We start from the raw sequence: 25,581 nt of genomic DNA, 5'->3' as shown, positions 1-25,581 counted from the left end.
CCGATTAGCGTCCTACTGGACGCATCTGCTTGTTGATACTATACCCCCACCGCCACTTCGTTCGGCGGTGGGGGTTATTCAGGTATTGTCCTGCCGGACAATAAATTAGCAATATTTATTATCAAATGCTAAAGTTGAGTTCATAATTATATGTTTTTTATACTTTGTTACTAGGACATGATGTCTTTTAAGAACGGGATCAACTCACTTGCCATCGCTGCATGGCGCTTTGCCGTGGGATGCAGAGCCGTTCCATAGTCCATGCTGCCGTCGTCGGGAGTGAAATCAAAACGGTAGATAAGGCCATCGCCATCGCTGTTCAGCACCGCCTGTGCCTTGTCGAGCGAATACTTGACCACGGAGAGTTTTTCCCCATGGAGCATCGGTCCCAGCATCAGCACGACTATGGCGTGAGCATACTGGGCTCGTAAACGATTGACAAATTCAATTATCCTGCGGGCAAACACATCCTTGTCAAATTCCGGCTGGTCGCAGTCGTTAGTACCCAGATTGATGCACACCACATCAGGCACATATTGGCCGCAATCCCATTTTTCACTATCCTGTTCAGGAGAGAACAAGGTGTAAGGATAGCATGTGACCATGTCGTGGAACACACCCACCCCAGGGGTATAGCGGTCATAGTTCAGGCATATTCCCGAACGCGCAACCTGAACGCACTGGGCGTTCAGCCCTCGGGCAACCTGTTGTGCATAAGAATAGTACGCGTTGTTGACATTGCGGTAGGGATAAGACTTCATGTCGCTGTGATCTTCGTTGCCATATCCGCATGTGATGCTGTCGCCTATGAATTCAATCTTGCGCTGCGGCAATTCAGGTGTGTCAAGAATTTTCCCGCCGTCGTTAAGCACAAAGCCATAGAACACCGGAGGCGCCATTTCGCCCTCGTTGCAATAGGTAATAGTCAGCTTGTGCTCACCGGCTGGCAGCCCCGAAGCGATCTCGACAATCTTCTCGCATCTAGGACTTTCCACCTTGTAAGGTGCGATGTCGTCAAGTTCCACCATGAAATAACCGCTATAAGGAGCCATTTCCATTGCAATCGCAGTGCACTCCAACCGTGCATGAATCTGCACGCCTGGAAGCCTGAAATGAACATGGCCCAGTTCGTCGCGCTTGACACGCCCCACGTAAGCAATGCCAGGATGCGACGAGTCCACTCTATTTTGAAACATTGATGTTAGAAATTCTGACATAATTTATAACATTATATCTCCACTTTAAATTTAGTGTGATTTTGTGCAAATTTAGTGTAATAAAGTGGTTCAAGCAAGCAACAGGCTGCTCTTTTTCGTATTTTTGTAAAAATACAAAGACGCAAGTAACTATTCGCCAATAACTTTTTTGCGGACCCCCCCCGCGCAGATCTCGCGGATTACGCAGATTTTTATCCTCCATTAAATTAAAATAATTATCTATACTGGCATAATAATTCCCGAATTTTATCTAAATTTGTGGGGTAATCATAAATCTTACTGATATGAAACAGACATTCTATGACATCTTCAGCGAGTTGAACAAGATTCCTCGCCCGTCGCATCACGAGAGCCGTGTGGCACAGTGGCTGTGCGACTTCGCGCAAAAGCACGGTTTGAAATACCGTCGCGATGATGAGAACTGCGTGGTTATCGAGAAACCTGCTTCGCCCGGATGCGAAGACGCCGAGCCCGTGGTGATACTCAACCACATGGACATGGTGTGCGTGGCTCGCGACGGATATGAGCGCAACGGACGCAAGTTTGACCCGCTTAACGATGAGATTATCCCATATATTGACGTTGACGAGAACGGAACCCGCTGGATGAAGGCCGAGGGGACATCGCTTGGTGCCGACAACGGATTCGGTCTGTCAATGGCTCTGGCTATACTTGCCGACGACACGCTCGTTCATCCTGCGCTCGAAGTCCTCACTACTACCAACGAGGAAGACGGCATGAGCGGTGCCGAGGCGTTGAGCCTGGATTTCATCAAGGGACGCAAGATCATCAACCTCGACTCCGAGGCCTACGACGAGATAACCGTGGGCGCTGCGGGTGCTTTCCTGCAAGTGGCCCACTGGACTCCCAGGCACGACGATGTGCCCCAGGGGTATGCGTATCGCCGCATCGTGATGGACGGCGGTCTGGGCGGACACTCTGGCGTTGACATCAACAAGGGACGCTGCAACTGCAACCGCGAGATGGCTGTGTTCTTGGACGAAGAACTGGCCGACGGCATCATGGCAGGCCAAGTCGCTGTGTGTGCGTTCAACGGCGGCACTGCCAACGCATCAATACCGTCGTGTGCCGATGTGGTTGTTGCCCTGCACCCCGACGTTGCCGACTCCATGGCACAGATTGTTGCCGCGCGCAACGAGGACCTGCGCGCACGCTATGCCGCTACCGATGCGGGCATCAACATGCGCATCGAGGATGCCGCCCCCTGCGATAAGTGCATCGACAAGGCCACAGTGATGAACCTGCTGGGTTGTATTCCCGAACTGCCTTGCGGCGTGATCGAGATGCGCGACGACATGCCGGGCACAGTGATGACCAGCAACAACATAGGCGTGGTGCGCACGCTCGACGACGAGATCACCGTGTCTTGCCACACACGCAGTTTCAGCAACGACGATATGCACGAGTTTGCCGAGGCCATCGAGGAAACCTGCCTGGGACATCTTGCCAGCGATGTGGAGCAACTCATGGACACCGGATCGTGGATGGAGAACCCCGACTCGCCGCTGCTCCAGCTCACCTGCGACACGTTCAAGGACGTGCTGGGCTTTGAGCCCAAGAAGGTGGCAATGCACTTTGTGCTCGAAGCTGCCTACTATGTAGAGAAATATCCTGGCGTGGAAATGGCGTCGATGGGGCCGCTCATCATCGAGCCCCACTCAACAAGCGAGCGAATCAACCTTGACACCGCCGACAACATCTGGCGCGTGACCGTAGAACTACTCAAACGCCTAGCAACCAAATAACTTATGATTATCGATTTCAACAAGATAGAAGAGCAAAGCATCCCTAACTTCAAGGGAGGAGAGAAGAGCCTCGAGGCCCGCATGTATTTTGACGGCACTAACCGTGTGCTCAAAGGGCGCCTGCAACCCGGAGCCAGCATAGGCCTGCACACCCACGACGACAGCTGCGAGATGATATTCCTCACCCGCGGCACTGCCACCGTGATCTACGACGGCGAGCGCATCACCTTGCACGAGGGCCAGTGCCATTACTGTCCCAAGGGACACAGCCACACTCTCATCAATGAGAGCGACGAAGAGATACACATCACAGCCGTTGTCCCCCAGCAGTAACTAGCAAGATGAAAATCTATGTAGCGTCGTCATGGCGCAACACTTACTACCCGCACGTTGTGCAGGGCCTGCGTGAGGCAGGGCACGACGTGTATGACTTCAGGAACCCGCCCAGCGGCGACGAGGGCTTCAAGTGGTGCAACGTGGGCAAGGACTGGCTTGAGTGGACTCCGGCTCAGTACCGCGACATGCTGCAGCACCCGCTGTCGCAGCGACAGTTTGGCAACGACATCGAGGCAATGCAATCGTGCGACGCATGCGTGCTTGTGCTGCCATGCGGACGCTCGGCACACACCGAGGCAGGGTGGTTTGCCGGATGCGGGAAACCCGTCCTGGCCTACATACCAGAGAAAGTAGAGCCCGAGCTGATGTACAAACTCTTTGCCGGCATCGCCGTCACAATGGCTGAACTCACAGAAATGCTTGCACAACACAGCAAGTGACGCCCCAGCAGCAAGTGGCGGTGTCATAATGGTGTGTTGTTATGTCAAAGTCCTTCTGGGCCGTGTATTTGCCGAAGCGGCAGAATCGGCGCTAGCCCATGTCGGACATCATCACCCCCCAGTGCTGCTAGCATTGGGGTTTTATTTTGTCATGTAGTCAGTTGTTTTCTGCTCTTGATGTTCATAGAGTTTGTCGAAAAGATGTGATAATACTTGCATAATTCTGCTATTTTTGCGATATTTGCAAACTAAAACACTTCTGGAATTTACAAACTAATAAATACATTTGCATGGACATGAAAAAACCTTTACTATCGCTGCTTGCGCTCACTGCGGTTGCTGCTGTGGCTCAAAAGTTTGATGTGGTGGATGTGCAGCTGCTCCCGGCGACGGGGGTGGAGATGTATCATCCTGTGTTTACGCCCGACGGTAAGCAACTGCTTGTCACTAGCGAAGCCTATGACGGACTGGGCATAATCAATGTTGACGGCACTAATTACCGCTCGCTCTCTGATGCCCGCAGTGCAGGCTACTATCCTGCTGTGAGTGCCGACGGCTCCACTGTCACTTGCCGCGAGCTCGATGAGACCACGATGACTCTATCGCTCATGAACATTGACCTTGCCACTGGCAGCAAGCACACGTTGGAGAGTGGAATGGGGCATTTTAACCACATCAATTTGAGTGGCGACGAAGCCTTGATGGGCGTTGAGGGCAAGATGACGCGACGCAAGGTCGCTGCAAGCAATCAGGTCGAGAATAACGTGTTTGTCACCGAGGAAGATCTTAAACTCGTGGTGTACCGCAATGGCGAGCGCACTGTGGTAGATCCGCTATCAACTCCCGATCGCGATGTGAACTATTGCTGGTCGAGCCTGTCGCCCGACAAGAAGCATCTGCTCTTTGTGGGCGGCAACAATGCCTATGTGAGCGACCTCTACGGCGGCAATCTCGTCAATCTGGGACGCCTGCACGCTCCCGTGTGGCGCGACAATGACTATGTGGTGGCTATGGATGACCGCGACGACGGATACCGCTACACCGCAAGTGACATTGTGATAATGGGTCGCGACGGTAACGACCGCCAGCAGCTCACGGCCACATCTAGCGAGATAATGATGTTTCCCAGCGTGAGCGCGCAGGGCGACCGCATCGCCTGCCACACCCTCGAGGGGAAGGTGTATATAATGACCATCAAAGAAAGATAAGATATCATTTTTGTAACTATGCGGCAATACTAATTTTGCAGAATCCCCGCACAGATATCACTGATTTAATTTATTAAAACTGAAAGAAATTAAAATAATTTTATTCATGTTTTGCATGTTAATGTAATCAACAAGCGAAACTTAAATAATTTTATTTTTCAGTTTATTCAAAGCAATCTGTTGTTTGTTATTTTATGTTTTTTCTGTGAGATCTGCGCGAGATGTCCCATTGTTCCTATTGCTCAACATTTTATTCAGTAAAATTCTTATAACAAAATATATTATGAAGAAGATAGTATTATTTGTATTGATGGTTGTCACGGTGCTTGCGGCGGGGGCTGCTAGCAGCAGGACAAAGATATATATCAATCCCGGGCACGGAGGGCATGATAGCAATGACCGTCCCACTCCGCTCCCCACCGAGCTGGGCTACACCACTAGCCAGCAGTTCTATGAGAGCGACGGCACTCTCGACCGCGGTCTCACTCTCGACACCCTCATGCGCGGCTTGGGATTCCAGACCAAGATGTCGCGCAAGACCAACACCTCGGCCGACGACCTCTCGCTCAGCACCATTGCTGCGCAGAGCAACAGTTATGGCGGGTACTTCGTGTCGCTTCACTCTAATGGCGCCAACGCCATCGCAAACTATGTGGTTGCCATGTATAGCGGCACCCGCACCACCAACTCCACCGAGCGTGTGTCGGGGTCGCAGGCGTTTGCCGCCGAGTGTGCTAAACAGAGCGATATCAACCGCCTCACCGACGTGACCTATTCCACTCCGCGTGCGGTCAACGACTACGCTTTCCAGGGGTGGAGCCTGGGCGTGCTCAGCAGCAACACGCAGGTGGGTTATCTTGTGGAAACGTGGTTTCACGACTACCGTCCCGAGGCACTGCGCATGAAGAGCCATGTCTATAACAAGTTCACTGCATGGCAGATTGCACGTGCCTATGTCAACAATCCTGGCGGCAACACCAGTGTGCTCAAAGGTTGTGTCATAGGCGATATTCGCGACCTCTCCAAGTCGTGCGGTTACAGCAGCTACACATCACGCAACCGCGACAGCAAAATGGCTGTCAACGGCGCCAAGGTTGAGTTGCTCAATTCTAGCGGCACCGTTGTGCAGACAATGACCACCGACAACTGGTCTAACGGAGTGTACGGTTTCTTCGACCTCGCGGCAGGCAGTTACACCGTGCGCGTGAGCAAGACGGGATACAAGAGCCAGACTGCAACCGTGACTGTGAGCAACAACACATCCACACTCAAGCGTTTTGACCTCACGCAAGGCACTGATAACGGCATTAGCACATCGGCATCAAGCGTCAACTTCGGCAGTGTGACTGTGGGCTCGACATTGTCCAAGACGGTCACTGTGACTGGCGCAGGCCTTACAGCAGGCATCACCGTGCAGTGCAGCAACGGTTTCTATACCGTCACACCAGCATCGCTTCCCGCAACGGGCGGCACGCTCACCGTGAAGTATGCGCCCACAGCAGCTGGCAACCACAGCGGCACCATTACCCTCACCAGCGGCACCAAGACTGCCACAGTGGCCCTCGACGGCACTGCCAAGAACCCGCCACTCGCGTTCACCGAAGGGTGGAACATGAGCGAGACCAGCGGCAAGAAGGACAGCAAGTGGCTCTCGACCTACAGCAAGGCACGCAACATGGACTTCGGTGCCGGAAAACTATATGTGGTCAACGCCGAGGATGGCAAGATTGCTGTGGTCAACGCGCAGACTGGCGCCTATATCAAGGACCTCAACATGACCGGCGTCACCGAGGGAACTCTCAAGGTGATTGACGTCAAGTATTTCGACGGCAAGGTGCTGGCTTGCAACCTCGCTGCACCCACGAGCGACACCAGCAAGCCACTCAAGGTTTACATCTGGGACAACGACAACGCTGCACCGCGAGTGCTGCTCAGCACCACCGACTATGACAACAAGGCCCGTGTGGGCGACTGCCTGGGCGTCTATGGCACGCTCAGCGATGGCTATATATACTTTGCCGCAGGCTCACAGACTGAACAAAACGAGGTGCTGCGCTACCGCATCAAGAATGGTGTGTGCGCGACTACCCCCGACTATATCATGCCACTCTCTGAACAAGGCAACTCTGTGACGCTGGGACTCTCACCTCGTGTATATCCCGAGGCTCCCGCCTGCTTCTGGGCGATAGGGCAGCAGCGTTATCCCACCTTCTTCAATGACGGTGTGGTGCAATACACGCATAACAGCGGAGCACTGGGTGGCGTGATACACGGCAATGCATTCAAGCCGTTCACTTATCGTGGCACAACCTACGGACTATCTACCACTTACCAGGCTGGCTCTACCACGCTCACCGGCGGACATGTGGTGCTCACCGACGGCACTAATGGCTGGGCCATGAGCGAGGCTCTGGGTTCTTACCCCAGCGCCGGACTGGGCACAACGCGTAACACATCGATGTCAACCAGTGTGGCAACTGCTGTCAATGGCGACCAGGGTGTGGAGATGTGGGTGCTCGTGCACAACCAGGGCATCGCCTACTACAAGACAGGCGTCGTGCCCACTTACGACCTCAACGACACTATCGCACGCGTGACGGTGTCGGTCGATAAGATTGCCATGGGCAACATTGAATATGGCATGACTGGACAGGCCACCCTCAACGTGGCAGGAAGCAACCTCAAAGGTGACATCAAGATTGCCGTCACTGGCGCAAATGCTAACCTATTCAGCGTCTCGCCCTCTGCCATTGCACGCGCAACAGCTTCGGGCAACGTGACCGTGGACTACAAACCGCAATCCCTGGGCGCACATAGCGCTAGCCTCGTGGTTTCAAGCACTGGTGTGAAGGACGTTGTTATCCCCATCACTGCCACATGTATCGAAGAACCAACGGTGAAGGGCAACTTCCAGAAACTCAACAACCTGTGGTACTACCATATCCCCAGTGGCTCGCATGCCAACGAAAACCTTGTTGTGTTGAGCAATGCCACTGAACAGCACGGACATGCAATCCCCGACCCGATGCTCCAGCAATATCTCGTGAGCCGGGGCCAGGTGTGGTTCTGGAACTATATCGACCAGAAGACCAACGGCAAGGCAACGACTGCCAACATAGGCTCCGACGGCCGCGTCGTGGCTCCCGACGGATGCTATGCAATCATGTTCCAGAACTCGGTTGAGAACGAGACCGAGGGCACTGGATATGCTGCAAGCAATGTGATAGATTTCAGCGACATGGGTGCTTACGGCACAGCGTCGGCCACAGCATTCAATGGCGTTGCCGATCTCACTGGCTTGGGATATTTCAAGAACATCGCCACGCTCAACATGTCGCGTGCGCAGTATGCAGGTTTCAGTTCGCGCTCGGCCCTCACCAGCGTTAACCTTGCGGGCAACAGCAAACTCACTCGCGTGGATCTGACCGGAAACGACATCACTGCCCTTGACATCACTGCCAACACAGCCCTGCAAGAACTTATCCTCGCTGGCAATGCCTCGTTCAGCAAACTCGTGAGCGGAACCAATGCCAACATGCAGATCATAGACCTCTCGGGCACAGCCTACGATAACGCCCTGCAAAGCGATGTTGTGGCAAAGTTCGCCAACTTGCGTGTGCTCCATGCTGCCGGCACCCAGGTTAGTGACCTCGATGTCACTCGCCTTGCCAAACTGCAATCGCTCGACCTGCACAATGATGCCGCAGGCACTGCACGCATGCATGTGCTTAACCTGGGCAGGAACACCGCGCTGCGCGATCTGCACTTGAGCAACTTGCACCTTGCCGCGCTCAACATCAATTCTAGCACCCTTGGACAGAGTTACGTAGGCGCCGGTGGCAAGACCGAGGCTGGTGCAGTCGATGTGGCAGGCAATAGCCGCTGCGGCAAGGCCAACTTCGTGACATGGCGCAATATAGAGGGTGGCAAAACCAAGTACCACGCAATGTGTTACCTGCCCATCGCTGGCGACGACGTGAACCTGCTTGATACACAGAAGGGATGGTTTGATGTTTCTAACAACGGCAACCCCGAGACCGTGAACCTCACTAGCACGATGGCTGATGATGGATTCAGTGCCGACAAGGTTGCTCTCTGGCATCTCGCCACAGCAAGCCATGCCGCCACAGGCAGCACACTGCAAGTGCTCGACGGCGACCAGCAGGAAGAGACTGGCATCACAGGCACAGTGGTAGTGCTCAAACGCTACGACAGCGACACTGTAATCAGCGACGTGCCCGCCGATGCTCCCGTTGCAGTTGCCTACGATTATACTATCGCTAGCGGCCGCACTGCAACGTTCTATCTCGACATCAAGCAGTACACTCATGTTGAGACATTCCTTCCTGGCGACGTGAACGAGGACGGCGTGGTCGATGTGGTTGATGTGTCTGCTCTTGTCAACAAGGTCCTGGGCAACAATCCCAGCCCCTTCAACGGCAAGGCTGCCGACATGAACGGCGACGGAGAATATGACATCACCGACGTCAACATGATTGTCTCCGTGGTAGTGGGACTATAACATCCCGGTAACCCACCATAGTGTCACGATGTCACGGTCACACATGTATAAAATGTGTGAGACCGTGACATCGTGTTTTTCGGTAATCTCATGTGCTGTGTCCCTATTTTGTGGTGTCACATAATAAAACACGGTGATGTTGCGTTTATATAGATAAAAAGTACTACGTAATGAAAAATAATTTTCTATTCATAGCAATTGTGGCGGCGGTGGCGCTGCTTTCGTCTTGCTCTACCACAAAAGAAAACAATCTGGCCTATTTTAAGAATACGCCTCAAGTAGCCTCTGGCTCTTTGCCTCAGAGTCCTCTCAACGAAATCAGGCTCATTGCCGACGATGAAATCACCATCACCGTGTCGTCGATGGCACCCGAAGCAACTGCGATGTTCAACGCACCGCTTGCCAACAACGCCTCGCGGGGCGACACCGAGATGAAGACGTCGGGACGCCTTTCGACCTACATCGTGGGGCAGGACGGCAACATCACCATGCCCGTGATAGGCAAGCTCGCCGTGGCTGGAATGACAACCCATGAGGTAGAGGAACTCGTGAAGCGACATGTGTCGCAAGTGGTCAAGGACCCCTATGTGAAGGTGCAGATCATGGGCTACTATGTGAACGTGATGGGCGAGGTCAAGGAACCTGGCCGCGTGAGGGTTACCAGCGAGCGATTCTCCGTGCTTGATGCCCTGGCATCGTGCGGCGACCTCACCGAGTATGCCGACCGCGCATCGATCATGGTGGTGAGAGAAGAAAACGGCGAGAAGAAATTCTACCGCCTGAACCTTGCCGACACCGATGTGTTTGCCTCGCCATGCTACTACCTGCAACAAAACGACGTGGTGTATGTGGAGCCCAACGCTATCAAGATAGACAACTCTAAATACAACACCAACAACGCCTACAAACTGACCGTCATCTCAACCATCGTGAGCGCAGCCAGCGTCATCGCATCGCTCGTCATCGCTCTCACCGTAAAATAACCCATACACAACATGAGCAAGAACACAGGCGGCAACAAGCCGCACACCCCCACAGTCGACTTGCAGGCACTGGTGGCTCGCTACAAACGCTACTGGTGGCTGGTGCTTGTTTCGGTAATTCTGTGCCTGGGAGCAGGGCTTTTTTACCTGCACATTAAGAAACCCGTGTACCTGATCCAGGCCATGGTGCTTGTTGACCAGGACAGCAACTCGTCGGGTGCCGGAGCCCAACTCGTCAAGAGCCTGTCGCTGGGAGGCGGCAATTCTCGCGTCGAGGACGAGGTGGTGGTGATGAATTCGCACGAACTTTTCTGCCAGATGATCAATATATTGCGCATCAACCGCAAATATGTGGAACGGCATGGCTTTCTCGACAATGAGGAGCACTACAACGACTCTCCCATAGAGATCGATGCCCCCGATGCGCTCTTTGACACCCTCTCGGTGAGCATGGCGTTCAGGATTGAACTCCACAAAGACGGCAAGGCCGACATCACCGTGAAGAAGGGTATGTTCAACAACCTGGCCGAGGTGAGCAACGTCACGTTGCCAGCAACCGTCAAGACTCCCTACGGCATCTTTGCCGTGCGCACTACCGACTATTGCCTGCCTCACAAGGATTACACCATCAAAGCCACTGTGAGCGGCAACATCCCTTGCTACGAGGGCATCAAGAAACTCATCACCATCAAGTCGGTGAGCAAGAAGTCTAACGCAATCTACCTGGGGTATGCCGACACCAACAAGAACCGTGGACGCGACATTCTCAACACGCTCATTACATGCTACAACGAGCGCGGCCAGCAGGAGAAGGACGAACAGGCCGTGAACACTGGCAAGTTTATCGAGGACCGCTTGGGACTCATCTACAAGGATCTCACCGGCAGCGAGGAGGAAATCGAGGCCTACAAGCGAGCGCACAACATGATCGACGTGGGCTTGCAGACCAAGAGCCTCATAGGCAAGCAGGAGATTGCCGACAGGGCTATCGTCAACCTCGAAACAAAGTACCGCATCGCCGAGATGATCAAGGACTTCGTCAACAATCCCGCTAACCGCAACTCCTACATACCATTCAGCGCCGACTCAACGGCAGCGACAGGGTCTATCAAGGCCTATAACGCCCTCATCATGGAACGCATGCACCTTGCAGCCAGCGCCACCGATGACAACCAGGCCATGCACCGCCTTGACGAGCAGATAGAGGTGATGCGCAGCAATGTGGCGAAAGGCGTAGAAAACACTTTGAACGCCATTAAGATACAGCTTGCCCGCGCCAATGCCGAGAGTGCATCGTCGGGTGGCGAGCTCAACACTTATCCCACCGATGAGCGCGAGATGCGCGCCCTGTATCGCCAGCAAGGCATCCAGAACACGCTCTACACCTTCTTGTTGCAGAAGCGTGAGGAGAATGCCCTGCTTCTGGCCGCAACCACGCCCAAAGGACGCATTGTGGAACATGCGCACGCGCAGACCGAGCCCATGTCGCCCAGGAAGATGATTGTGGCCTTCGTGGCACTGCTCGCCGGCCTGCTGCTTCCTGTGGTGATGCTATATCTCAAGAACCTGCTGTACACCAAGTTCAACACCGAGGACGAACTTGAGCAATTAGCCGTGATGCCCGTGGTGGGCCACATCCACCACAACCGCCACGATGAGGCACTTGTGGTCAAGGACGGTAGCACTAGGGTCATCGTGGAACTCTTCCGCTATGTGCGCAACAACATCCAGTTCATGCTCAACGGCGAGAACGACAAGGTGGTGCTCGTCACTTCGAGCATGAGCGGCGAGGGCAAGTCTTTCGTGAGCCTCAACATCGCCTCGGCATTTGCCTTGCTGGGCAAGCGCGTGGCGCTCGTGGGTATGGACATACGCAAGCCGCGCATCGCAGCCATGCTGCCAGGCATTGCCGAAATGCCCGGTGTCACCGGTTACCTGTCGCAGTCGAGCGTCACTCTCGACGACATTATCCAGCATGTCGGTCAGGTGGATTCGCTCGATGTGCTCGTGGGAGGCGCTATCCCGCCCAACCCGTCGGAACTGCTGCTCAACAACCGCGTGGAAAGGCTTTTTGCCGAGCTACGTGAACGCTACGACATCATCATCGTTGACTCTGCGCCTGTGGCTATGGTGAGCGACACATTCTCTCTCGCCAAGTGGGCCGACGCAACAGTGTGCGTCACCCGTGCTGGCTACACCAAGCGCAACCAGGTGAAGCTGCTTAACAAACTCGTGCAAGAGAACCGCCTCAAAAACGCCAGCATTCTCATCAACGACACCAAGCCTAGCATGGACAACGGCTACGGCTATGGCTACGGCGAGAATAAGGACTGAACGGCAGGTAGTTAGGGAGTGAGAATGAAAGACAACTCGGCGACATATCAGCGGCTGTTCTTTTTCATCTTCTGGGTGGGTGCCACATTTGGTTTCATCAGCGATGAGGTCATTACAGGGTTGGCATCCATGCGCACGCCTGTTTTCCTTATGCTCGATGCCTTGTGGGTGTTGCTGGCATGCTGCACCGTGCGCAACAAGTGGCACATTGCCTGCATGGCGTGCTTCATTGCCGTGTCGTGTGCAACCACATGCCTTTCTAACGGCATGCCGCTCACATTCTGGGCCAACGGTGTGCGTGACATCCTGGGCATCTTCCTCGCTTATCCCATTTTGTGTTACTTCATGCAAGAACCCGCCCGTCGAGAGCGGTTTGAAAACTCCCTGGACCGGCACTTGATGTGCTTCCTGGGCGTGCAAGCCTTTTGCGTCACCTACCAGTGTCTGCTATATGGCGCCGGCGACCACTGCGGCGGCTCCTTTGGCAACTGGTATTCAGGCATCGTGTCGATGTGTATCTACTGCGCGTCGTTCTACCTGATGCATCGCAGCATCGACCAGTCGCATTTCTTCGCCAGCCTGCGCAGTAACTGGTTGCCCGTGGTGCTGTTGTTTCCCACATTCCTCAACGAGACCAAGGTGAGTTTCGTGCTCATCGTGCTATACTTCGTGCTGCTCATGCCGCTCGACCGCCGCTACCTGGTGCGTGCCATGTGGATACTTCCCGTGGGGCTGCTGCTCGGCTGGATGGCGATTGCGGTTTACACATCTACCGTCAAGGACTTTGATGACATTTTCTCAATGGAATTTGTCACCGACTACATCATGATTGATGACATTGAAGATGCCGAGGGCGGCGCTATGTGGGACCTAGAAGAAGGCAACAAAGCCGATGTGCCGCGTCTCACCAAGATCATGTACCTGCCGCTGCTCCACAACGAGGAACCGGGCCATGAGCTCACTGGCTGGGGAGTGGGGCAGTTTAAGGGTGGCTCGATGTTCGGCGTGTCGGAGTTTGCCGAGCGTTATGACTGGCTGCTCATGGGGTCAATCCCCTACATGTTCCACGTGCACATCCAGCTGGGGCAGGTGGGACTGGTGATGTGTGTCTTGTGGCTGCTTGCGCTGTTTGTCGTGAAACCCGCATGGAGTTCCGGCCGCAACTTCAACATGCAGCTCTTTGCGCTCGTGTGCATTCTCATCATCATGATCTACAACGACTCATTGCGCGACCTGTGGATGTGTTCGTTCATCTTCTTGCTTATGGCGGCATCATGGCACAATGAGAACAATGAAGTCGAGGCTGGTGAAACAGAGTTACCACTATCTCAAGAACAGCAGCAGTGAAGATAGCATATTACATATGGTCGTTTCTTGAACGTTTCGGCGCCAGCGCGCTGTCGTTTGGCGGTAATCTCGTGCTTGCCTATCTGCTCAATCCTGCCGACTTTGGCCTCGTGGCGATGCTGGGAGTCTTCACGTCGCTCATCTTCACGCTTGTAGATTGCGGTTTGAGCGACGGCCTGCTGCGTGAGAGCAATCCCAGCGACCGCGACTTCAACACGCTGTTCTACTTCAACCTTGCCACGGGAGTGGCATTGTGCCTGCTCTACGTGGCGCTGTCGCCTCTGGTGGCATCGTTCATGCACCGTCCCGAGCTGCAGCCCGTCATGGCTGTCCTGGGCACAGGAGCCGTGTTCAGCGGTCTGTCGATAGCCCAGCTCACCCGCTTGCGCTCGCAGCTGCAATTCAAGCGCATTGCCGCCATCAACGTGGGCGCGACGCTCATGGCGTTGGTCACTGCCATAGCCATGGCTGCCTGGGGATGCGGATACTGGTCGCTCGTGGCGCTGCAAGTGGGGTATGCGGCTGCTGTGATGGCGTTGCTGCTCATCTTCAGCAAGTGGAACCTGAAAGTTGAGTTCGACACTGCGCGTTTCAAGCAACTATGGAAATTCGGCGTCAACCTGCTCGTCTCCACCATGGTCACGCAGTTGTCGCAAAACATATTTGCTTTCATCCTGGGCAAATACTACGACCCGTTGAAGGCTGGATTCATGGGGCAGGCGCAGAAGTTGCAGCAGACACCCACCAATGCCGTGGAGGCATCGATATCGTCCACATCATTTGTCCTTATAGCCAAGCACAATGACCCCGAGGACCGCCGAGCTGCCATCGTGCGCATGCTGGGCATCATCACGCTCATCATCGCTCTGCTATGCGGTGGACTCATAGGGTTGGGAGGGGTGTTCATCGACTGGCTGTTGCCCGAGAAATGGCTGCCCACGGTGCCTTACATCAGGCTCATGGCGTTGTGGGGGCTCGTTTATCCGCTGTGCAGTTTCATGGGCATTGTTTTCAAGTTATATGACCACACACACGTGATACGCAATGTGATGATTGTGGAGAAAACGCTCATCGTGGTGGCGGCGCTCACGCTCTACCGTGTGGGCATCGATGCTGTGGTCTATGCCGCAGTGGCAATCTCGTCGCTGGCGCTTGTCACATACTTCTATCAGGCCTCGCGCATCACAGGCATTTCGTTTGGCCGCTTCATCTATACCTACTTGCGCAGCCTCCTTGCAGCAATTCCGCTAGCCGCCCTAGCATTGTTGCTCTAACCAGGAGCAACTATACACCAATAACTTTTTTTATTACTCCCCGCGCAGATTTCGTAACTATTCAGCAATAGAATTTTGCATAGTCCCCGCCCAGACCTTATGAAAATCTTTCTCTTTGCTTGATACTTTGTGCGAGAGATTATGGTAAGGTCAGGGTGGGGACTCCGCAAAGTTCCGTTAGTGAATAGTTCTTGTTTTTATTCTGCTGTTTAACAGCTTGTTGTATAAATAATATTTTTATTCTTCGGGGTTTACTGTGAGCTGGACCAGCTCGATGCGGGCTGCTGTTTTGCGTGTGATGGTGATGCTGTAATTGTCGATGTTGACGATGTCGCCCACGGCTGGGATGGCTTCGTGGTTGAAGATGACGTAGCCAGCTATGGTCTGGTAGTCGTCGCTCTCGGGCAGACCCAGGTGGAAACGGTCGTTGATTTCCTCTATCTCCATGCGGCCGCTCAATTCGTAGGTGTTTTCGTTGATCTGCTTGGCGACCAGTTGGTTGCGGTCGTGCTCGTCCTCAATTTCGCCGAAGATTTCCTCCACGAGGTCTTCAAGCGTGAGCATTCCCGATGTGCCGCCAAACTCGTCGAGCACGATTGCCATGGAGCGTTTTTTCTCCATGAGGTTAGTCATCATCTTGCGTGCGAGCAGTGTCTCGGGGGCGAAAAGCACGGGCTTGATGCGTGACTTCCAGTCAACATCGGTGACGAATAGCTCGCTCACCTGGATGAAGCCTATCACGTTGTCGATGTCTTCCTTATAGACCACAATTTTAGAGAGTCCCGACTGGGTGAATAGTTTCACCAGCTCGTCGCGTGTGGTGTCGATGACATCGACAGCCACAATCTCGTTGCGTGGCACCATGCAGTCGCGCAGCCTAGTGTCGCTGAAGTCGAGTGCGTTCTCAAAGAACTTGACCTCTTGTTCCACGTCGCGGTTTTCCTCGGCCCGCTGGTCGATGTTCTCTTGCAGATAGGCGTCGAGCTCATCGACGGTGATGATACCCACTTGCTCCTTGTTGACCTCGATGCCGAACAGGCGCATGAGCCCTGCCGAGAGCATCTGGGTGAATCGCGAAATGGGGTAGAGCAGGAGGTAGCATGTGTAGAGCGGTAGCGAGAACATGCGCAGCGAGTAGTTGGGGTTGATGCGGAAAACAGTCTTGGGCAGGAACTCGCAAGCCACTAGCACCACGATGGTGGAGATGAGCGTGAGCAGGATGAGCTGCATTGCCTCGTTGCTGCCCGCCCACTTGCTCACGTAGCCAGCCAGCAGAACCGACATCGCCATGCTGTAGATCACGTTGACGATGTTGTTGCCTATGAGCAGAGTGGAGATGAACATCTCGCGATGCGAGTAGAAGACGTTGAGGATGCGGTTGACGATGCCTCCCTTGGCGATATCAATCTCGGCACGCACCTTGTTGGACGCTACAAATGCAATTTCCATGCCCGAGAAGAATCCCGAGAGGATCATCGTGATGATTACTGCTGTGAGTGCCGTGAACTCTGTCATATATATTTTTATGTTCTGTATTTGAATAATCGAAAAGACGGTGCGGTGTCGTTATTTGCCGCCGGGGTGCGGCATTTTACTCTCGTCGATGGGGAAAATAGCTTCAACCTTGCGCAAGGTGTAGGTTGAGAATTGCTCGTTGGACTCATATCCATATCCTTCGATCACGCGTCCTTGCTTCTCGACGTGGATGAAGGCATCGCTATATAGTTTGTGCTGCACTTGGTCCCAGTAGAGTTGGTCGGTGAGCACTACCTCGCTGCCGCCGTTGCTTGAGATGCGCACGTTGCCGTTGAGGTCCCACAGTTGCTTTCGCTCGTCGTAGTAGGCCGAGTCGCACTTGATAGTTGTCATGACCTTGTAGGCCGAGTCCATTTCCTCGGCGATAATTCCCTGCGGGAACACCCAGTGAGGTTCCTTGGCCTCCTCATACATGCTCCACAGCTTGGTGGTGATGCGATAGCGGGTGTGGCCGTTGTCGCTGATCACCGTCTGCACGTCGCGTGAGTTCATCGTGGGCACGGTCTCGGGATTGGTAGAGCGGCTCACGACGCTGCTCACCTCGTCCTTGCAGCTGGCAATGGCTAGGCACATCGCTGTGGCAAGCATAAGGGCTGTGGCATGTCGCATCACTAGCGAATCTTGTTTTTCCAGAACCAAACTTCGTTGAAGTTGACGCCTAGGGTGATGTTGAAGTAGTCTTCCTGAATGAGCGTAACGGGAGCCGACAAGCGACGTTTCCATTCAAATCCCAGGTTGATAGTGGTCTTGCCGCTAGCGCCGGGCACGGGGAAACCGAGTCCGAATGTTGCGCCATAGTCGCGCACGTTATTGCCCATCACGTTGATGTAGTCGTGGTTGTAGAAACCGCCGGCACGGAACTTGACCGCACCCAGGTAGCTTGTTCTTGACCCGGGGCTGAACTGCAATCCGGCAGCTGCTTTCCAGCGGTTGTTGAACATCATGTTGCTTGCTTCAATACCCTCGATGGGGGCATATTTCACCTTGGCCCATTGCTGGTAGGTGAAGTCGGCCTCCACAAGGAGCTTGTTCGTGTAACTGTAGCTCACGCCGGCGCCAAAGGTGTGTGGCTGCTCATATTTTCCTGTGAGCTTAGTGTAGCCCACCGAGTCGAGCTTGGTGTCCTGGGTGTCGTAGTAGGTGCCCCATGTGTGTCCATGCAGCGACTTCTTGGGCGAATAGGTCGCACCCACGATCACCTTGTGGTCCTTGTTGAGGTTGAAGGCATACTGCACGCCCACGTTGAGGTTATAGTCACGCACCTGCATGATGCGCTGGAACAGGGTGGTCGATTCGGCGGTGATGGTGTTAGTGTTGGTGGTAGTACCGAAGAGGTAGGCCACGTTGACTCCCAGGCTCAGGTTCTTGATGGGCTCGTATCCCACGCCGCCGTAGAGTTGCAGCAGTCCGCCGCTACCTGTGCGATACTCGTTGCCTCCATCGATAGTGTTGCCGAAGCTGTATCCCACCGACGAGTAGGGGAGGAGTCCGAACGATCCGCCCAGGTGCTTGGCCAGCTTGAACTGCGCAGTGAGGTAGTCCAGACCTCCGCCCAGGCTGTGTCCTGACTTGTCGCCTTCCTTTGACCACACGTTGGTAAGGTCCAGGCCGAAGTCCCATAGGAAAGTGAGAGAGTCAACCTGAGAATAAGACGCGGGGTTCATCACGTTGATGGTGCGTCCGTCTTGCATCGCATATCCCACGCCGCCCATTGAGCGCTGTATGCCTGACGCGTTGTCGCTGAGGATGCCATAAGCCATCTTTGAATAGGGTGTAGTAGAATTCTGCGCTGCAGCACTGACTGTCATCAATGCCGCTGCCGCGAGTGCTATGATCTTGTAAAATTTCATCTGTTTTTTTACTTTATAGTATATTTCAACTTGCAAAGTTAATAAAACCTTGTGATATTGTCTATATATTGTTTTGTTTTTTATGTTTCTTGCCGTTTTGCTCTTGTGCTTCGAGTCTGCCGGTGACCGTTGTGGCGTAGATTTGCAGCACGGCTCCCGCCATGAGCAGGGCGATGGAGTCGGTACCGGTGTGGTAGAACGTGAGTCCTGCCGAGACGCAGAACATCACAGCAGCAATGATGTTCATGCGGTAGAGTCGCTTGATGCGCAGGTTGTTGCCATCATATCGCTGCGTGAACCTCACGATGAGAGTGATGCCGGCTGCCGCTGCATAGATCCAGCGCATCCAGTCTTCCTTGACGTCAAACAGTGGCAGGGTGACCATCGATAGCATCACCAGCATCATCACCACTATTATCCATTCTTTTATCTGTTCGCTTTTCTTGTTAGCCATATTTTCAGTTAGGGTATGTCGGTAGTGTAAATTTCCTCATTGACTCGACGCATGCCATATTGCTCTCGCGCAATCTTCTCGAGGTTCTCGCGGTCGGTGTTCAGCTCGTTGACTTTCTTGTCGTAGAAGATGGCGGAGTCTTGCATAGCCTGGATTTCGGTTGTCAGGTCATTCTTCTGCGAGCTGAGCGAGTAAGACTCGAACAAGTTGTACTCGCCGAAGAAAAGCATCCACCCTAGAAAGATGATGAACACAACGAGCGACACGCTCACCCAGCGAGGAATCCATTTGGGTCGTTCCATATTATTATATAGGAGTAAAAATTGTTATATCATTTGAGTAATTCTGGGCGCAGTCTCTCGGTGCGCTTGATTGCCTCTTCTAGTTTCCACTGGTCGATCTTGGCAGTGTTGCCGCTGAGCAGCACTTCGGGCACCTTCCATCCGTTGAACTCTGCCGGACGGGTGTAGATGGGAGCCTCGAGCAGGTTGTCCTGGAAGGAGTCGGTGAGCGCGCTCTGCTCGTCGCCTATTGCGCCAGGGATGAGCCGCACCACGGCGTCGGCTATCACGGCCGCCGGCAGTTCTCCGCCTGTGAGCACAAAGTTGCCTATGGAAATCTCGCGGGTGATGAGGTGTTCCCTGATGCGATAGTCCACGCCCTTGTAGTGTCCGCACAGGATTATGAGGTTCTGGGCGAGCGACAGGGAGTTGGCCATGGGTTGGTCGAGGATGTCGCCGTCGGGCGAGGTGAAGATGATGTCGTCATAGTCACGCTCGCTCTTGAGATGCTCGATGCAACGGTACACGGGCTCGATCTGCATCACCATGCCGGCTTCGCCGCTGAAGGGGTAGTCATCCACCTTGCGGTGATTGCGCAGCGACCAGTCGCGCAGGTTGTGGATGTGGAACTCCACCAACCCTTTGTCCTGGGCACGTTGCAAGATGGAACAGTTGAGAGGCGACTCGAGTGCCTCGGGCATCACTGTGAGAATGTCAATGCGCATAGTTAATTTTCCTTTGTCATGTTGTACGGTTAGAATACCAGCGAAACGCCACCCATCACATTGAGCAGCTGTGCGCCCTGGCCTGGCATCACGTCATACTTGCGGTTGAGCAGGTTGTTGGTCTTGACCCACACGGCGAGAGTCTTGTCGAAACGCCATGTGGCTCCTGCATGCAGGTTGAAGGCATTGTTCAGGTCAACATATTTGTCGTTTTCGATGAAGCGACGCTGTCCGCGATAGTTCATGCCCAGTTCCACTGCAAGCTGGCGAATGGGGGTTACCTTGACATTGGCATCGGCAACCATGCGTGCGCCGTCGAGCCCCAGGCTGTAGCCGTTCAGCCACTCGCTGGTGAGGTCGTCATTGCCGGGAGCGTAGGTGAGTGATGCTGCAACGTCAACGAGCGAGCGGTACTTGTAGTTGATCTCGCCGCCAAATTTCACGCCGCGCATCTTGTAGCCTTGGTAGGTGTTGGCTGCATAGAGATCGCTCTGGAATGTGGTGAACTCCGACACGCGCACGAGCTGACCCTTTGCCATGCCGTAACCTGCAAAAAGTTTAGCGCTGAAACCTGCGAAGGGACCGAACTTGAAGCCGGCCTCGCCGTCGATGGGACGCCATGTGTTGGTGCTCATGCCCAGAGGGGTGCTGTAACGGTCAAGGCTTGCCATGTGTGAAAGCGAGTTGATGGTGTTGCCGCCTTTGAGATCTACAAAGATTGCGGCGCCGTCAACGATATCAACATCGAGCTTCACCACGGGTGCGATGTGGAACTTGCCCTCGTTGCCGGTGGCACCTGCCACATTATTGAATATGTCGCCCAAGACGAGGTCAAATCCTGCCTGCGCGCGGAACACGTCGTTCTCCCACTTGTAACGCGGAGCAACAGTGAAGACAAACTCGTTGTGGTCCACAGGCAGCGGGCCAGCATCATAGTTCTGGGCTCCCTTGAAGTTCACATAGTCGCCTTTGAGGTCGAGGGTGACGGTACCAAATTCAAATTCATAGTCGCCGCCTATGCCGAATTGCACCACATTCTCTTTGGCACCCTTGGCGTCGGGGGCATAGAACTCGGGCACCATGTCATAGCCGGCATGGTTGAAGCTGGCGTTGGCGCGGTAATACAGGTCGTTGTCGCTGATTTTAAGCTTGCCGTCCCAAGCACCGTTTACACCGAACTCGAGCAGTGCCTGCTTCTTGTCGGCGTCATAGTAATTGGTGAGGTCATCCATCTTGTGAGCGCCGTAGTAGTTAAAGCTGTCGAAGTGCACTCCAGCGTCGAGCTTGAGAGTGCCTGCCTTGAGATGCTGGTTGAAGTAGAGTCCCGCACGGTTGTCGTTGAACAGCTGTTTAGTGCGCATCTTGTCGTCGGGGATGAGTGTGGAATTGTTCTTGCCAGCCCATGTGCTGTTGTGCTGCACCCATATTCCTGCCTGCGAGTTATCGGAGTCGAGGAATCGGTAACCGGCGCTGCCGTCAAAGTTGGCCTGCATGCCACCGCCCACCTCAAGGTAGCCGCGCTTGTCGCTGAAATTGTGTGCGGTGCGGTAGCCGTAAGGCATCATGGTGGGGATGGTGTTGGGCATGGTGATGTCCACCGGTGTGTCGCTGTAGTCGAGGTTGGTCTTGGCCGGAGGGGTGATTTTCTTCACCTTGGGCAGGGTGGCTTTCTTGGTCACCTTCTTCTCTACAGGGACGAAGTCTTTTTCAAGGGTGATCTCCTTGTTGAGTTCCTTGCCAGCCGGTTGAGCTGATGTCGTCTGCTGTGCGTTGGCACCCGCAGCTGTGGCGCAAGCAATGAGTACACTCAATAATATCTTCTTGTTCATGACAGTAGTCTATATTGTTGTGTTGTGAAACTTCGGTGATTATTTTTTCTTGGAGTTGCTGGTATTCTTGAGAGCCTTGAGGCGAGTGTCAATGGCCTCGGTGATTTCTTTCTCCTTGCCGGGGTAGTTGCTCTTGAGGCTCTGCAGGTAGTCGCGAGCATCGGCGTTCTTGCCTTGTTTAGCATAGATGTCGCTGAGCAGGATGAAGCTCTTTGCCAGCCAGTAGCTGTGGGGCGTGCCGGCGTCGATAAACTGGTTGATGGTCTTCTCGGCGTCCTTGAGGTTGCCTGCCTTGAATTGCAGGTTGGCAAGTTCGTAGGACGACTGCGCGCCTTGTTCGCTCTGTGTGTCCTTGGCGAGTGCGGCGAAGTCCTTCTGTGCGTCGGCAGCGTTGCCTAGGTTGGCGTTGGCGAGTGCGCGGTTGAGCGTCACCTCACGCTCTTCGGCGGGATTGAGACCGCCCTTCTCGAGCAGAGCGTCGGCACCGCTCTTCACGTCTTGCCACTTGCCCAGAGCCTTTGAAGCGCGCATCACGCCCAGAAGCGCCATCACGCGGTTGTCCTCGCTCGACGATTTCTCGACCAGCTCGGTGTAGGCTTTGAGTGCCTTGTCATACTGTTTCTGGCGCATGAGGATGTCGCTGCGCATTGAGAGAGCGTCCTCGGCAAACGATGCGTCGGTGCCTGCTGCGAGGGCCTCGTCGAGACCTGCGAGGGCATCTTTGTAGTTGCCCTTGAAGTAGTTGAAGCGGGCGATGTAGTATTTAGCCTTGGGCACATAAGCGCCGGTGGGGTTGTTCTTGATGTAGTCCTGCATGCGAGTGATGCTGGGGTTGTCGTCGATGGCGAGTTTCTCGGCGGCCTCAAAGGTGAGGCGGTCCATCTCGCTCACGTCGATGCGTGGCGCGCCGTTGATGCCGTCGAGGAACTTGTTGAACTGCTCAAGCTCGCCGCGGTCGGCATAGATGAGCTTCATGTCCTCGGCAGCGGCCTGTGCCTCGTCGCTGGTGGGATAGTCCTTGACCACTTGCTTGTAGGCCTCGATAGCATCGTTCATGTTGCCCATGTTCTTGTCCACGATGGCCATCTGCAGCAATGCCTTGCGTGCCTCGGCGCTCTTGGGATAGGCCTTGACCACTTGCTTGTAGGTTGCCACGGCTTCCTTGCCGTTGTCAAGGGCGGCATAGGCATTGCCCTTCTCGATCATCGCTTGCGGGATGAGGGTTGACGACGGACATTCATTGATCATGGCGTCAAGCTGATTCACAGCCTGGTCAAACTGCTTGTTGAGCGCCATCATGATGCCCATCTGGTACATTGAGTAGTCGCGTGGAGCGGTCTTATCCACTTCCATTGCGCGGGCATAGCTCTCTTGGGCTGCTGTGTAGTCCTGGGTGTAGTAGTAGGTGTCGCCCATGCGGTTGAACACGTCGCCCAGCATCTGGTCGTCGAGCTGCTTGCTTGTGGCGGCATTCTGGAATGCTTTGAGCGCGTCGGCATACTTGCGCTGCTGGTAGAGCGAGTATCCCAGGTTGTACTGGGCTATGCCGTAGTTCTCGCCCTTGGTGCCTGCTTGCTTGGCATAGGCTTGCTGGTTGGCGCTAGCGTTCTTGTAGTCGCCGGTGCGGAACTGTGCCTCGGCAAGCCACAGGCGGCTCTCGTTGTAGATGTTCTTGTCCTTGCTGCCCAGGTCAACGGCCTCTTTGAGATAAGTGAGCGCTTCCTGGTTCTTGTCGTTCTTCAACGCCTGAACGCCCAGGTTGTAGAGTACATATTGCTTGGCTGTCTGCACTTTGTTGCCGGGGTTCTTGATGTGGTTGATGCTGGTGAGCGCGCGGCTGTAGTCGGTGGTGCTCATGTAAGAATCCACGAGGTGTCCTTCCACGTCGTCTTTAAACTTTGACTTGGGATAGTCGTTGAGGAATTGCTCGAACATGTCGATTGACTTGTCGAATGGAGTGCGTGCGCCCTGGCTCTGGCTCAACGCGTAGTTGTAGAACGCGGTCTCGCGCACGTTGGCATCATGGCTCATTTTTGCCGCGAGTTCAAATGCGCGCGCTGCGCCGTTCACGTCGTTGAGTTTGAGACGGCTCTGGCCTATGTAGAGGTGGGCGCTCTGTGCCAGCGCGTCGTCCTCGTCGGTGGCGATGCTCATGTGCTGGATGGCCTGCGCGTAGTCCATAGCCTGGAAGTCGAGCACACCCATTGCGTAGCCCGCTGTGCGGTAAGGCTCGCCTTGGGGGTCGGCAAGATAGGTGGTGAGGTACTTGCGTGCCGACGAGTTGTTGCCGGTGTGGAAGTAACTCTCGCCCACGATGCGGTTGAGCTCGGCAGTGAAGTAGTCGTTCTCGTCCTCACTCAAGAGCTGCTGCCCGCCAGAGATCACGCGGTTGTACTCCTTGTTGTGGAATCGTATCTGGGTGATGTAGTAACTAGCCTGATAGGGGAGGTCGCCTATGAGCTTGCTGTCGCTGGCAATGTTGATGAACTTATCCATCGCGCTGTCATAGTTGCCGTTGGCATAGTCGATATAGGCGTCATAGAAAATGGTTGCCTTGCCGTAGCGGCTAGAGCTGGTGAGCGACTTGTACTGGCGCTCGGCAAGTTCATAGTTGCCCAGGCGCAGGTTGGCATAGGCACGGCGGTACACGAGGTCTTCCTGGCGGTCGCCGTCGAGCGCGCCGTCGCGAACGAGTGAGTAGCTGAGCAGCGCGTTGTTCCAGTCGCCGCGGTAGAAGTGGTAGTCACCCACCTTGATTTGTGCCCACTGTGCGAGTTCGCTCGTGGGGTGCTCCTCGATGAAGTCGATGAGCGCATCCAGGTCGCCGCGTTCAGCGCGTTCAAACTTGCTCAGGGCGATGTAAAACTCTGCCTCCTCCTGTGCAGTGCCTGCGAGTCCCAAGCGAGAGGCTTGGTTGAGTTGGTCGATAGCACCCACATAGTTGCGGCTGTTGAACATGTTCTTGCCACGCTCCAGATAGCTCTGTGCGCCGCTGTTCATCACAGCAGGTTGTGCCGCCATTGCCACCGGCAGAGCAACACTGATTCCCAATATTATGTTTTTTATTTTCATCATGAAAACAGGATTTTTATTTTAATTTACAAATATACAAAAAATCCCGCAATCCCGCCCCCACCGCCCTTTAAAAATAACTATTTTTAATTATTGCCGTCGTTTACCGTAACTATTCAGCAATATCTCTCGCAGATTTCGCAGATGACGCAGATAAAAATTTAATATTCAACTTTCGCATGTTATAAAATCAAGTTACAATATTGTCCCGCCAGGGACAACAAAATAGCAACAATTACTTCAGCTTGCGAAACCTGTATTTATTATAACTCAACTTTAGCATTTGATAATAAATATTGCTAATTTATTGTCCGGCAGGACAATACCTAAATAACCCCCACCGCCGAACGAAGTGGCGGTGGGGGAAGAAATGCAACACGCACTGCGTCCAGCAGGACGCTAATCGG

Annotated in this window: 18 protein-coding genes; 9 read left to right on the top strand and 9 right to left on the bottom strand. The window is 54.2% G+C overall.

Annotated features, from left to right (window positions below):
* Positions 1-170 precede the first annotated feature (170 nt).
* Entirely contained in the window at positions 171-1,217 is a 1,047-nt protein-coding gene (locus ACKI3C_RS01265) for an SGNH/GDSL hydrolase family protein (RefSeq protein WP_407401234.1), read from the bottom strand.
* Positions 1,218-1,501: 284 nt separating this feature from the next.
* On the opposite strand from ACKI3C_RS01265, the gene pepD reads away from it, so the two are divergent.
* The 9 genes from pepD (at position 1,502) to ACKI3C_RS01220 (ending at position 15,427) form a co-directional block, all read left to right on the top strand.
* Positions 1,502-2,983 carry a beta-Ala-His dipeptidase gene (gene pepD, locus ACKI3C_RS01260; protein WP_407401232.1) on the top strand — a complete coding sequence of 494 codons (1,482 nt, stop codon included), beginning with the start codon at positions 1,502-1,504 and terminating at the stop codon, positions 2,981-2,983.
* 3 nt (positions 2,984-2,986) lie between these two features.
* On the top strand, positions 2,987-3,316 hold the full coding sequence (locus ACKI3C_RS01255; protein ID WP_407401230.1) for a cupin domain-containing protein: 330 nt from the start codon (positions 2,987-2,989) through the stop codon (positions 3,314-3,316).
* Between the two features lie 8 nt (positions 3,317-3,324).
* Complete coding sequence (locus ACKI3C_RS01250; RefSeq protein WP_407401228.1) at positions 3,325-3,759, top strand: hypothetical protein; 435 nt, start codon at positions 3,325-3,327, stop codon at positions 3,757-3,759.
* A 296-nt stretch (positions 3,760-4,055) separates the two neighbouring features.
* A complete protein-coding gene (locus tag ACKI3C_RS01245; protein WP_407401226.1) occupies positions 4,056-4,967 on the top strand; it encodes a TolB family protein in 912 nt (303 codons plus the stop codon).
* A 283-nt stretch (positions 4,968-5,250) separates the two neighbouring features.
* The gene (locus ACKI3C_RS01240; protein ID WP_407401224.1) at positions 5,251-9,489 is read left to right on the top strand and encodes an N-acetylmuramoyl-L-alanine amidase; all 4,239 of its coding nucleotides are present in this window, start codon (positions 5,251-5,253) and stop codon (positions 9,487-9,489) included.
* A gap of 170 nt (positions 9,490-9,659) precedes the next feature.
* Positions 9,660-10,472 carry a polysaccharide biosynthesis/export family protein gene (locus tag ACKI3C_RS01235; protein WP_407401222.1) on the top strand — a complete coding sequence of 271 codons (813 nt, stop codon included), beginning with the start codon at positions 9,660-9,662 and terminating at the stop codon, positions 10,470-10,472.
* 12 nt (positions 10,473-10,484) lie between these two features.
* Positions 10,485-12,806: a GumC family protein gene (locus ACKI3C_RS01230; RefSeq protein ID WP_407401220.1), complete on the top strand. Its 2,322-nt coding sequence runs from the start codon at positions 10,485-10,487 to the stop codon at positions 12,804-12,806.
* Between the two features lie 24 nt (positions 12,807-12,830).
* The gene (locus ACKI3C_RS01225) at positions 12,831-14,153 is read left to right on the top strand and encodes a hypothetical protein (protein ID WP_407401218.1); all 1,323 of its coding nucleotides are present in this window, start codon (positions 12,831-12,833) and stop codon (positions 14,151-14,153) included.
* A complete protein-coding gene (locus tag ACKI3C_RS01220; RefSeq protein ID WP_407401216.1) occupies positions 14,150-15,427 on the top strand; it encodes a lipopolysaccharide biosynthesis protein in 1,278 nt (425 codons plus the stop codon). Before ACKI3C_RS01225 ends, ACKI3C_RS01220 begins: the two co-directional genes overlap by 4 nt.
* 237 nt (positions 15,428-15,664) lie before the next feature.
* On the opposite strand, the gene ACKI3C_RS01215 is transcribed toward ACKI3C_RS01220, so the two are convergent.
* The 8 genes from ACKI3C_RS01215 to ACKI3C_RS01180 form a co-directional block, all read right to left on the bottom strand.
* The gene (locus ACKI3C_RS01215) at positions 15,665-16,942 is read right to left on the bottom strand and encodes a hemolysin family protein (protein ID WP_407401214.1); all 1,278 of its coding nucleotides are present in this window, start codon (positions 16,940-16,942) and stop codon (positions 15,665-15,667) included.
* A gap of 51 nt (positions 16,943-16,993) precedes the next feature.
* Positions 16,994-17,572 (bottom strand): LPS export ABC transporter periplasmic protein LptC, encoded by a 579-nt coding sequence (lptC, locus tag ACKI3C_RS01210; RefSeq protein WP_407401236.1) that lies wholly within the window; start codon positions 17,570-17,572, stop codon positions 16,994-16,996.
* A gap of 2 nt (positions 17,573-17,574) precedes the next feature.
* Complete coding sequence (locus ACKI3C_RS01205; protein WP_407401212.1) at positions 17,575-18,813, bottom strand: hypothetical protein; 1,239 nt, start codon at positions 18,811-18,813, stop codon at positions 17,575-17,577.
* Between the two features lie 61 nt (positions 18,814-18,874).
* Positions 18,875-19,267, bottom strand: a complete 393-nt coding sequence (locus tag ACKI3C_RS01200; RefSeq protein WP_407401210.1) for a hypothetical protein — start codon at positions 19,265-19,267, stop codon at positions 18,875-18,877.
* Between the two features lie 8 nt (positions 19,268-19,275).
* Positions 19,276-19,569: an FtsB family cell division protein gene (locus ACKI3C_RS01195; RefSeq protein WP_407401208.1), complete on the bottom strand. Its 294-nt coding sequence runs from the start codon at positions 19,567-19,569 to the stop codon at positions 19,276-19,278.
* 29 nt (positions 19,570-19,598) lie between these two features.
* A complete protein-coding gene (gene trmD, locus ACKI3C_RS01190; RefSeq protein ID WP_407401206.1) occupies positions 19,599-20,273 on the bottom strand; it encodes a tRNA (guanosine(37)-N1)-methyltransferase TrmD in 675 nt (224 codons plus the stop codon).
* A 29-nt stretch (positions 20,274-20,302) separates the two neighbouring features.
* Entirely contained in the window at positions 20,303-22,102 is a 1,800-nt protein-coding gene (locus ACKI3C_RS01185) for a hypothetical protein (protein ID WP_407401204.1), read from the bottom strand.
* A gap of 39 nt (positions 22,103-22,141) precedes the next feature.
* On the bottom strand, positions 22,142-25,177 hold the full coding sequence (locus ACKI3C_RS01180; RefSeq protein WP_407401202.1) for a tetratricopeptide repeat protein: 3,036 nt from the start codon (positions 25,175-25,177) through the stop codon (positions 22,142-22,144).
* Between the last annotated feature and the right edge of the window lie 404 nt (positions 25,178-25,581).

The sequence above is a fragment of the Sodaliphilus sp. genome (assembly GCF_045598405.1).
GTDB lineage: Bacteria > Bacteroidota > Bacteroidia > Bacteroidales > Muribaculaceae > Sodaliphilus > Sodaliphilus limicaballi.
Note: the sequence above shows the minus strand (reverse complement) of the source record. Positions and strands in the feature narration are given on the sequence as shown.

What these genes read in the sequence shown, in the direction of transcription:
- ACKI3C_RS01215 (WP_407401214.1), bottom strand. Translation starts at nt 16,942, where the DNA reads ATGACAGAGTTCACGGCACTCACAGCAGTAATCATCACGATGATCCTC.
- trmD (WP_407401206.1), bottom strand. Translation starts at nt 20,273, where the DNA reads ATGCGCATTGACATTCTCACAGTGATGCCCGAGGCACTCGAGTCGCCT.
- ACKI3C_RS01200 (WP_407401210.1), bottom strand. Translation starts at nt 19,267, where the DNA reads ATGGCTAACAAGAAAAGCGAACAGATAAAAGAATGGATAATAGTGGTG.
- ACKI3C_RS01240 (WP_407401224.1), top strand. Translation starts at nt 5,251, where the DNA reads ATGAAGAAGATAGTATTATTTGTATTGATGGTTGTCACGGTGCTTGCG.
- ACKI3C_RS01250 (WP_407401228.1), top strand. Translation starts at nt 3,325, where the DNA reads ATGAAAATCTATGTAGCGTCGTCATGGCGCAACACTTACTACCCGCAC.
- ACKI3C_RS01235 (WP_407401222.1), top strand. Translation starts at nt 9,660, where the DNA reads ATGAAAAATAATTTTCTATTCATAGCAATTGTGGCGGCGGTGGCGCTG.
- ACKI3C_RS01185 (WP_407401204.1), bottom strand. Translation starts at nt 22,102, where the DNA reads ATGAACAAGAAGATATTATTGAGTGTACTCATTGCTTGCGCCACAGCT.
- ACKI3C_RS01180 (WP_407401202.1), bottom strand. Translation starts at nt 25,177, where the DNA reads ATGATGAAAATAAAAAACATAATATTGGGAATCAGTGTTGCTCTGCCG.
- ACKI3C_RS01225 (WP_407401218.1), top strand. Translation starts at nt 12,831, where the DNA reads ATGAAAGACAACTCGGCGACATATCAGCGGCTGTTCTTTTTCATCTTC.
- ACKI3C_RS01245 (WP_407401226.1), top strand. Translation starts at nt 4,056, where the DNA reads ATGAAAAAACCTTTACTATCGCTGCTTGCGCTCACTGCGGTTGCTGCT.
- ACKI3C_RS01205 (WP_407401212.1), bottom strand. Translation starts at nt 18,813, where the DNA reads ATGAAATTTTACAAGATCATAGCACTCGCGGCAGCGGCATTGATGACA.
- ACKI3C_RS01255 (WP_407401230.1), top strand. Translation starts at nt 2,987, where the DNA reads ATGATTATCGATTTCAACAAGATAGAAGAGCAAAGCATCCCTAACTTC.
- pepD (WP_407401232.1), top strand. Translation starts at nt 1,502, where the DNA reads ATGAAACAGACATTCTATGACATCTTCAGCGAGTTGAACAAGATTCCT.
- ACKI3C_RS01195 (WP_407401208.1), bottom strand. Translation starts at nt 19,569, where the DNA reads ATGGAACGACCCAAATGGATTCCTCGCTGGGTGAGCGTGTCGCTCGTT.
- ACKI3C_RS01265 (WP_407401234.1), bottom strand. Translation starts at nt 1,217, where the DNA reads ATGTCAGAATTTCTAACATCAATGTTTCAAAATAGAGTGGACTCGTCG.
- lptC (WP_407401236.1), bottom strand. Translation starts at nt 17,572, where the DNA reads ATGCGACATGCCACAGCCCTTATGCTTGCCACAGCGATGTGCCTAGCC.
- ACKI3C_RS01230 (WP_407401220.1), top strand. Translation starts at nt 10,485, where the DNA reads ATGAGCAAGAACACAGGCGGCAACAAGCCGCACACCCCCACAGTCGAC.